This window comes from Reyranella sp. (assembly GCF_030651995.1).
In the GTDB taxonomy this organism is placed as follows: domain Bacteria; phylum Pseudomonadota; class Alphaproteobacteria; order Reyranellales; family Reyranellaceae; genus Reyranella.
On the sequence record NZ_JAUSBN010000092.1, the window covers coordinates 1 to 8440 of the forward strand.

The 8440-nt window shown below is 66.5% G+C and carries 9 protein-coding genes and 1 pseudogene; 7 read left to right on the plus strand and 3 right to left on the minus strand.

All coding sequences use genetic code 11. From position 1 onward, the window contains the following. Nucleotides 1-75: 75 nt before the first annotated feature. Nucleotides 76-585, minus strand: a complete 510-nt coding sequence (locus tag Q7V45_RS26940) for a YbjN domain-containing protein (RefSeq protein ID WP_304857686.1) — start codon at nucleotides 583-585, stop codon at nucleotides 76-78. A gap of 403 nt (nucleotides 586-988) precedes the next feature. Between Q7V45_RS26940 and Q7V45_RS26945 the strand changes: the two are divergent. From Q7V45_RS26945 to Q7V45_RS26975, 7 genes and pseudogenes are all read left to right on the plus strand, one after another. Then, a pseudogene (locus Q7V45_RS26945) lies at nucleotides 989-1198 on the plus strand (cyanase); the annotation flags it as partial. Nucleotides 1199-1314: 116 nt separating this feature from the next. Beyond that, nucleotides 1315-2019, plus strand: a complete 705-nt coding sequence (locus tag Q7V45_RS26950; RefSeq protein ID WP_304857688.1) for a GntR family transcriptional regulator — start codon at nucleotides 1315-1317, stop codon at nucleotides 2017-2019. After that, the gene (locus tag Q7V45_RS26955) at nucleotides 2016-2849 is read left to right on the plus strand and encodes a transporter substrate-binding domain-containing protein (protein WP_304857690.1); all 834 of its coding nucleotides are present in this window, start codon (nucleotides 2016-2018) and stop codon (nucleotides 2847-2849) included. The genes Q7V45_RS26950 and Q7V45_RS26955 overlap by 4 nt, the downstream gene beginning before the upstream one ends. A 13-nt stretch (nucleotides 2850-2862) precedes the next feature. Next, complete coding sequence (locus Q7V45_RS26960; RefSeq protein ID WP_304857692.1) at nucleotides 2863-3543, plus strand: amino acid ABC transporter permease; 681 nt, start codon at nucleotides 2863-2865, stop codon at nucleotides 3541-3543. Further along, nucleotides 3543-4202: an amino acid ABC transporter permease gene (locus Q7V45_RS26965; RefSeq protein ID WP_304857694.1), complete on the plus strand. Its 660-nt coding sequence runs from the start codon at nucleotides 3543-3545 to the stop codon at nucleotides 4200-4202. The genes Q7V45_RS26960 and Q7V45_RS26965 overlap by 1 nt, the downstream gene beginning before the upstream one ends. After that, nucleotides 4199-4966: an amino acid ABC transporter ATP-binding protein gene (locus Q7V45_RS26970; protein WP_304857695.1), complete on the plus strand. Its 768-nt coding sequence runs from the start codon at nucleotides 4199-4201 to the stop codon at nucleotides 4964-4966. The genes Q7V45_RS26965 and Q7V45_RS26970 overlap by 4 nt, the downstream gene beginning before the upstream one ends. A 10-nt stretch (nucleotides 4967-4976) precedes the next feature. Next, complete coding sequence (locus Q7V45_RS26975; protein WP_304857697.1) at nucleotides 4977-5891, plus strand: aminotransferase class IV; 915 nt, start codon at nucleotides 4977-4979, stop codon at nucleotides 5889-5891. A 96-nt stretch (nucleotides 5892-5987) separates the two neighbouring features. Here Q7V45_RS26975 and Q7V45_RS26980 read toward each other — a convergent pair whose 3' ends face one another. Together Q7V45_RS26980 and Q7V45_RS26985 are read right to left on the minus strand one after the other, a co-directional pair. After that, nucleotides 5988-7655: a hydantoinase B/oxoprolinase family protein gene (locus Q7V45_RS26980; protein WP_304857699.1), complete on the minus strand. Its 1668-nt coding sequence runs from the start codon at nucleotides 7653-7655 to the stop codon at nucleotides 5988-5990. Further along, nucleotides 7652-8440: hydantoinase/oxoprolinase family protein (locus tag Q7V45_RS26985; protein WP_304857701.1), on the minus strand; the 789-nt coding region annotated here is incomplete at its 5' end. The genes Q7V45_RS26980 and Q7V45_RS26985, both read right to left, overlap by 4 nt.

Consider the following 8440-nt stretch of genomic DNA (forward strand, 5'->3'; position numbering starts at 1 on the left):
CGGCGCCGCTGGGGACATTCCGAACAGGTTTATTGGTTTTTTAGCGAGAGGGGGCGTCGGAAGGTCCTTGTCGGCTCAGGCTTCGCCGACCGTCTCCAGGATCGAGGCGGTCAACGCGTCGGCGGGGCTCTTGCCGGCCCAGACGACGTACTGAAAGGCGGGATAGAAGCGCTCGCTCTCGGTGATCGCCACCTCGACGAGGTCGTTCAGCTGCTCCGCCATCAGGCCGTTGGTCCCGCGCAGCGGGATGGCATGGCGGAACATCGGCAGGCCTTCTTCGCTCCACAGATCGAAGTGACCCAGCCACATCTTCTCGTTGATCAGGCCGAGCAGGCAGTGGATGTCGCTGTGCCGCTCGACCGGGATGCGGACGTCGTAGGCGCAGGTGAAATGCAGCGCCTCGACATCGTCGCGCCAGCTGAAGAACATGCGGTAGTCGCACCAGCGGCCGGCGACTTCGACGGCGATCTCCCGGTCCGAGGTCCGGTCGAACGGCCAATCGTTGGCGGCAACAACCCTCTCGATCATCTCGAGCGGGTTGAGGTCGGCTTTCCGTCTGGTTCGCTCATGTCGCGATAACGCCATCGACCCGCTCCCCAACCATTTCCGCCGTGCGGCCCATCAGGAGCCATTCTTGAGGCGGCTGGTCGACATATCGTGGTGGGTACCCAACAACCCACTAGCTGTAGCCTGCCAAAGGATGGCTAACGGCGCAATAAGAAATGCCCGTGTAAAACGGGGAAAGAGTCAGGGATTCCATGAATTTAATCCCCAACGTTAAGATTCGAATCCGGCGATTCCGCAGAACGAGTCGGGAGAATCTGCTGAAAAGTTGAGCAGACATGGCGCCCAGCACCGAATTGTCCGCGATTTTTGCACGTCGTGAGAGACTGGCGCACCGCTTGCCTTTCGGCCCTCCAGGCGCGCCGGCGCCAAGACGTGAGGAGGCCTCGAGCGGCAGCGGGAGACGGCAATGAAGCGGGCTGAAGTCCCGCCGACCGATCCGCTGATCTACCGCTTCTACGAGCTGGTCCAGGTCTACGGCACGACCTGGAAGGAGCTGATCGAGGAGGAGTTCGGCGACGGCATCATGAGCGCCATCGACTTCGACATGACCATGGAGCGCCAGCCGGACCAGAAGGGCGACCGGGTGAAGATCGCCATGTCGGGCAAGTTCCTGGGGTACAAGACGTACTGATCGAAATGCCGCCGCACTGCTTGTGCGGCGGTTTTCCACCTGACATTGTCGACAATCGACGATCAGATTGAAGAGGTATGGAGTTGCCTTTTTCCGAAGTCTCGACGCGACGGAACGTGGGCGCGCATCTGGAGCGCGTGCCGAAGGCGACCTTGCGCGCGCATATCGTCGAGCGGCTGCGGCTCGCGATCCTGGCGGGCGACATTCCGCCCGGCGCGCCGCTGGTCGAGACAGCGCTGTCGGAGCGCTTCGACGTCAGCCGCGGACCGCTGCGCGAGGCGCTGCGTCAGCTGATCGAGGAAGGGCTGGTCGTGACCGTGCCCTATACCGGCACGCGGGTCGCTGAGCTCTCGGTCGAGGACGTCCAGGAGATCTATTCGCTGCGCACCGTGCTGGAGACCTTCGCTTTCGAGCAGGTCTGGCCGCGCCGCGACGATCGATTCCGTGCCGAGCTCAGGCGCCGCAACGAGGCGCTGATCGCCACCATCGATGCCGGCGACGATCGCGCCAGCATCCTGACCGAACTCGAATTTCACGGCCTCGTCTACGAGGCGAGCGGCCACCGACTGCTGCAGCGCGCTTGGCACGGCCTGCGCGGCCGGCTGCAACTCTACTGGGCGGCGCATCATCGCGCACATGGTCGCCGTGGTCCGAAGCGCGACAGCCATGACAGCTACATCAAGGCGGCCTTCGGCACGGACTTCGAGGCGATGAAGGCCGAGATCGCCGATCACATGCGTCGCGGCATGGAAACCACCGAGAAGTTTCTGCGCACGAGGCCGGATTTGTCTGGGAAGCCAAAAAGGAGAGCCAATTCATGACCATCAATCGACGTTCGTTGTTCGCCGTCGCGGCCGCGAGTGCCGCCGCGCTGGCCATACCCTTCGCCGCGCGCGCCGAGGGCACGCTCGACGAGGTGAAGAAGCGCGGTGTGCTGCGCGTCGGCGTCACCCAGGCGCCGCCCTGGTACTCGAAGGATCCCAAGACCGGGCAATGGGCGTCGGGTCTCGGCGTCGAGATGGGCAAGGCGATGGCGCAGACGCTGGGCGTGAAGTTCGAGCCGGTCGAGGTGACCTGGGGCAATGCGATCGCCGCGCTCCAGGGCGACAAGATCGACATCATGTTCATGCTCGATGCCACGGCGGAGCGGAAGCAGGCCGCCAATTTCCCGGAGACGCCGCTTCTCTGGTACTCGCTCGCCGTTCTGGCGCGTGACGACCTGAATGCGAAGACCTGGGAAGACCTCAACAAGCAGGGCATGCGAATCGCCGTGCCGCAGGCCTCGACCATGGACCGCTGGGCGACGCAGCATACGCCCAAGGCCGACATCCAGCGCTTCCCCGGCAATGCCGAGGCGATCGCCGCCTTCCAGTCGGGCCGTGTCGACGCCGTACTGCTCTTCCATCCGCCGCTGCTCGCCGCCCGCCAGCGGCTCGGCAAGGGCAAGATCGTGGTGCCGCTGCCCGCCGAGTCGCAGCCCTCGAGCGCGGCGCTGCGCAAGGGCGATGCCGCCTTCACAGAGTGGGTCGATAAGCAGTTCGCCGCCTATTACAAGAGCGGCCAGACGCAGAAGTGGTACGAGCAGGCGCTCGCCGACTTCGGCCTCGACCCCAAGATGGCGCCGCCGGTCATGAAAGAGATGATCAAGTAGGCGGCCTGGCCACTTGGCCTATCAGTGGGACTTCTCGCCGGTCCTCGCCAACGCACCGTTGTTGGCGGAGGGCCTGCTGAACACGCTCAAGATCACGGGCACGGCGCTGGTCTTCGGCGTCGTGCTCGGACTGGGGCTGGCGCTGCTGCGACTGTCGCCGCGGCGCTTCCTGTCGTGGCCCGCCGGCTTCGTCATCGAGGTGTTCCGAACGACGCCGCCGCTGGTCCAGCTCTTCTGGTTCTTCTTCGCCCTGCCCATCCTGGTCGGCATCGAGATGACGCCGTTCGTGGCCGGCGCCGTCACCTTCTCGATCCAGTCGGCTTCGTTCTTCGCCGAGGTGTTCCGCGCCGGCATCCAGTCGATCGAGCGCGGCCAGTGGGACGGTGCGCGGGCGATCGGCATGCGCCATGACCAGGCGATGCGCCGCATCATCCTGCCGCAGGCGGTGAAGCGCATGATCCCGGCGTTCATGGAGCGCGCCATCGAGCTCATGAAGACGACGACGCTGATCGCCACCATTTCCTACGCCGACCTGCTGTTCGCGGCTAACGAGGTCTCGCAGAAGACCTTCCGCCCACTCGAGACCTACACCGTCGTGGCGCTGATCTACTTCGTCGTGATCTTCCTCGCGAGCCAGGTTGCGCGCCTGGTCGAGCTGCGGCTGGCGCGCAGCGGAGAGTCGACGGTCCACTGATGCGCTGGGACTTCGCCTCCGTCTTCGACAACACCGACGCGCTGCTGGTCGGCGCCGCCGGCACCCTGCGCATCTTCGCGATCTGCCTTGTGCTGGGGCTGAGTCTCGGGTTGCTGGTCGGGCTGGGACGCTATTCGCGCAACCGCTGGCTCCACATCCCCGCCACGGTCTTCGTCGAGTTCTTCCGCAACACGCCGGTGCTCGTGCAGATCCTGTGGTTCTATTTCGCGCTGCCGATCCTGCTGCCCTTCCAGATCAGCCCGCTCGTCGCCGCCTCGCTGGGCATCTCGCTCAACTCCGCGGCCTTCTCGGCCGAGATCTATCGCGGCGGCATCCAGTCGATCGAGACCGGCCAGTGGGACGGCGCGCGGGCGCTCGGCATGCGCTGGGGCCAGGCGATGCGGCGCATCATCCTGCCGCAGGCGCTGAAGCGCATGCTGCCGGCGCTGACCAACCGCGCCATCGAGATCTTCAAGATGTCGACGCTCGCCTCGGCCGTGGCCTATGTCGAGCTGCTGCAGCAGGGCAAGCTGATCGCCTCGCTCAACTACAATCCGATCGAGGCCTATACCGCGGTGGCCGTGATCTTCTTCGTCTTCCTGTGGCCGCTGGTCCAGTTCAGCTACTTCCTCGAACGACGGCTGAGGCGGGACGAATGACGATCCTGAAAGTCACCGGCCTCACCAAGCGCTTCGGCGCCACCGACGTGCTGCGCGGCATCGATCTCGAGGTGGCGCGCGGCGAGCGCATCGCCATCCTGGGCGCCTCGGGCTCGGGCAAGAGCACCTTGCTGCGCTGCCTCAACTTCATGGAACGTCCGGGCGGCGGCACGATCGCGCTCGACGGCGAGGTGCTGGGCCGCGAGGGCCGGACGGCTGAGCGGATCTATCGCGAAAGCGAGCTGATTCAGGTGCGCCAGCGGGTCGGCATGGTGTTCCAGCAGTTCAATCTGTTCCCGCACATGACGGCGATCGGCAACGTGATGGAAGGGCTGCGCACCGTGCGCGGCATGGCCAAGCCCGAGGCCGAGGCGCGGGCGCGGAAGGAATTGGCGCGCGTCGGACTCGCCGAGAAGGCGGACACCTACCCGGCGCATCTCTCGGGCGGCCAGAAGCAGCGCGTCGCCATCGCGCGGGCGCTCGCCATGGACCCCGAGATGCTGCTGTTCGACGAGCCGACCTCGGCGCTCGATCCCGAGCTGGTCGGCGAGGTGCTGGCCGTGATCCTGGCGCTCGCCGAGGAGGGCCGGACGATGCTCTTGGTGACGCACGAGCTGGGCTTCGCCTACCACGTCGCGACGCGGATCATCTTCCTCGCCGACGGCGCCATCCACGAGCAGGGCACGCCGGACGAGGTCCTCAAGAACCCGAAGAAGGAGCGCACGCGCGCCTTCCTCGCCAGCCACAAGCAATTCAGCTTCTAGGGAAACTGCCATGACGACGGAACAGGCGAGCGCCCAGGCCTATCTGGCCGATGCGCGCAACGACCAGGTGCTGGTCTACGTGAACGGCGCGTTCATGCCCCGCAACGAGGCCAGCGTCTCGGTGTTCGATTCCGGCTTCGTGCTGGGCGACGGCGTGTGGGAGGGCTTGCGCCTCGTGAAGGGCCGGCTGATCAGCCTCGACGCCCATCTCGATCGCCTGTTCGAGGGCGCGCGCTCGATCGATCTCGACATCGGCCTCGACCGTGCCGGCGTCACCAGGGTCGTGACCGACACGCTGGCGAAGAACGGCATGACCGACGGCGCTCACATTCGCCTGATGATCACGCGCGGCCTCAAGAAGACCCCCAACCAGGATCCGCGCTTCGTGATCGGCAAGGCCACGATCGTCTGCGTCGCCGAATACAAGACGCCGATCCCCGAGGCCAAGGCAAAGGGCTACGCGCTCTTCACCTCGACCTTCCGTACGACCAACCCCGACCAGTTCGACCTGCGCCTCAACTCGCACTCGCGGCTCAACCTCATCCAGGCGCTGATCCAGGCCATCAAGGCCGGCGCCGACGAGGCGCTGATGCTCGACCCGCGCGGCTTCGTGGCCTCGTGCAACTCGACCAACTTCTTCATCGTACGCGGCCGCGAACTCTGGACCTCGACCAGCCTCTACAGCTTCAAGGGCATCACCCAGCAGAACGTGATCGACGCCTGGCGCGCGGCCGGCAACGTCGCCAAGGAATGCGACTTCACGCTCGCCCAAGTCTACTCCGCCGACGAGGCCTTCGTGACGGGAACGCTCGGCGGCGTCACGCCGGTGACGAAGGTCGACGGCCGCCCGATCGCCGACGGCAAGGCCGGCAAGATCACGAAGGAAGCGAGCGATCTCTACCTGAAGTCGGTCGGGGCGCTGTAAGGGAAAGGTCCCTCGCTGCGCTCGGGATGACAATTTTGCTTTGGTGCACGACGTGCGCCCCAACAAGTTTGTCATCCCGAGCGTAGCGAGGGACCCTTACTCCGCCGCCAGCTTCCTTGCGCTGCGCGGATCGCGCGTGAGGAGGCCGTCGGCCAGGTCGCGCTCGATCATCGCGTCGGGACGCTCGACGACACGGCCGAAGCCCGCGCCGCCGCCTACGAACATTTCGACGATGTCGCCCTTGCCGAGGTCGAGCGCAGCCTTGCTCTTCAGCTCCTCGACGGTGCCGTTGGCGCGGAAGACGCGGCAGGAACCGCGCTGGCCGGGCTCGCCGCCTAAAAGGCCTTCGGGCGCGAGGCGGAAGCGGTCGGAGTAGATGGCGAGCTGCACGTCGTCGCGCAGGATCTCGCAGCGCCGCGTGAAGCCTGCGCCGCCGCGTCGGGCGCCCAGGCCGAACGAATCGGGCGCCAGCTCGTAGCCGACGATGCGGAAGAATTCGTAGTCGATGTCGAGCGATTCGACCGGTGCGTTGGAGCAGTTGCTGAGCGGAGAATCCACGGCGTCGCAGCCATCGGCGTCGCGCGAGGCGCCGTAGCCGCCGCCGAAGATCTCAAGATAGACGCTGTAGCCCTTCTCGCCGAGATGCGAGAGGCAGAACGCGGTCGTGCAGTCGAAGCCGGTGGCGATCACCTTGTCGGGCAGCGCCTGGGCCATCGCCTTCATCACCGCGTTGAAGACGCGATAGGCCGGGATCATGCGCGCCCGCACCGGTGCCGGCGGCCGCGGATTGAGCAGCGAGCCGTAGGGCACCTTGATGGTGATCGGTCGCGCCATACCCTCGTTGTAGGGAATGTCGGGACTGGTCAGCACCGACTTCACGCAGGAGAGTGCCGCCGACAGGGTGCTGGAATAGGGGCAGTTGAGGTTGCGCTTCACCTGCGCGCAGGTGCCCTCGAAATCGATCTCGACCGAATCGTCCGAGATGGTGACCTTGGCCTTCACCACCAGCGGCTCGTCGGTGAGCCCATCGTCGTCGACCGCGTCCTCGCCGTAGAAGGTGCCCTTGGGGGCCTGGGCGATGGCGGCGCGCACGCGGCGCTCGGAGTAATCCTGCATCTCGCGCATCGCCGCCTCGACCTTGTCGGTGCCGTAGCGCTCGCAGAGCTGCTTCACCCGCATCACGCCGATCGCGTTGGCGGCGAACTGGGCGTTGAAGTCGCCGATGGTGAGGTCGGGTACGCGCACGTTGGCCGTCACCAGGCGCTCGAACGAACCGCCGTTCCAGTCGTGCTCGAAACTGTAGCGCGAGGGCGGGAAGCGCAGCCCTTCCTGGTAGACGTCCGAGGCATGGATGTTGAGGCCCGGGGCGCCGCCGCCGAGGTCGAGATGGTGGGCCACCGAGGCGCCGAAGCCCACGACTCTTCCGGCGACGAAGATCGGCGTGAAGATGAAGACGTCGGGGATGTGCTGGCCGCCCTCGAACGGGTCGTTGTTGATCAGGAAGTCGCCTTCCTTCAGCGTCTCGACGGGATGGCGGCGCAGGCAGGCGCGCAGGGTCTCGCCGATCGGGCCGAGCTGCATCGGGATCAGCTCGGCCTGCGCCACCGTGTTGCCGTCGCGGTCCATCAGGCCGGCCGAGCCGTCGCGCGCCTCGCGCAGGATGGTCGAGTAGGCGGAGCGGATCAGCTTCACGCCCATCTCGCGGGCGGCTGCGATCAGCGCCTGGCTGATGACGGCATAGTCGATCGGACCGAGCTGGCTCATGGCGATCTCCGGAGGATCAGATTGTCCGCTTCGTCGAGCCCGGCGGTCCAGCCCGGCGGCACCCAGGTCGTGGCGGTGTAGCCCTCGATGACGGCCGGGCCGACGATCTGCTGGCCCGCGGCCAGCGCTTCGGCGGTGTGTCGCTCACAGTCGAGCCAGGCCTCGCCGTGGAAGATCTTCGCCTGCTCGGGCGCGCGGGCGGCGAGCTTCTCGCGGTCGAGCTTCGGCGCGCCGCCGATGGGGAGCGTGGCGCCGACGCGCAGGGTCACGATCTCGACGGGACGGTCGAGCGTGGCGCCGTGCATGAAGGTGCGGTGATGGGCGTCGGCGAACAGGCCGGCGAGATAGGCCGCGTCGAGGGAGCCAAGACGATCGGCCGGAATCTCGACGCCGACCTCGAAGGCCTGGCCGACGAAGCGCATGTCGAGCGTGTGGGTGTAGTCGAGCTCGCCCGGCAGCTTCATCTCGGCGAACTGTGCGGCAAGCCGCTCGCGCATCGCGGCGAAGAGCTGGCCGGCCTCGCGGGCCGCCGCGTCGTCGAGCTTCATCTTGCGCGTGACGGCATCGAACTTGGTGTAGTCCGAGGCGACCAGCCCGTAGGCCGAGATCACGCCGGCATTGGGCGGCACGACGATGGTCGAGATGCCGAGCTCCTCGGCGATGCGCGCGGCATGCAGCGGGCCCGCGCCGCCGAACGGCACCAGCGCATAGTCGCGCGGATCGCGGCCGCGCTCGGTCGAGACGAGCTGGATGGCGCGCACGATGTTGGCGTCGGCGAGCTGCAG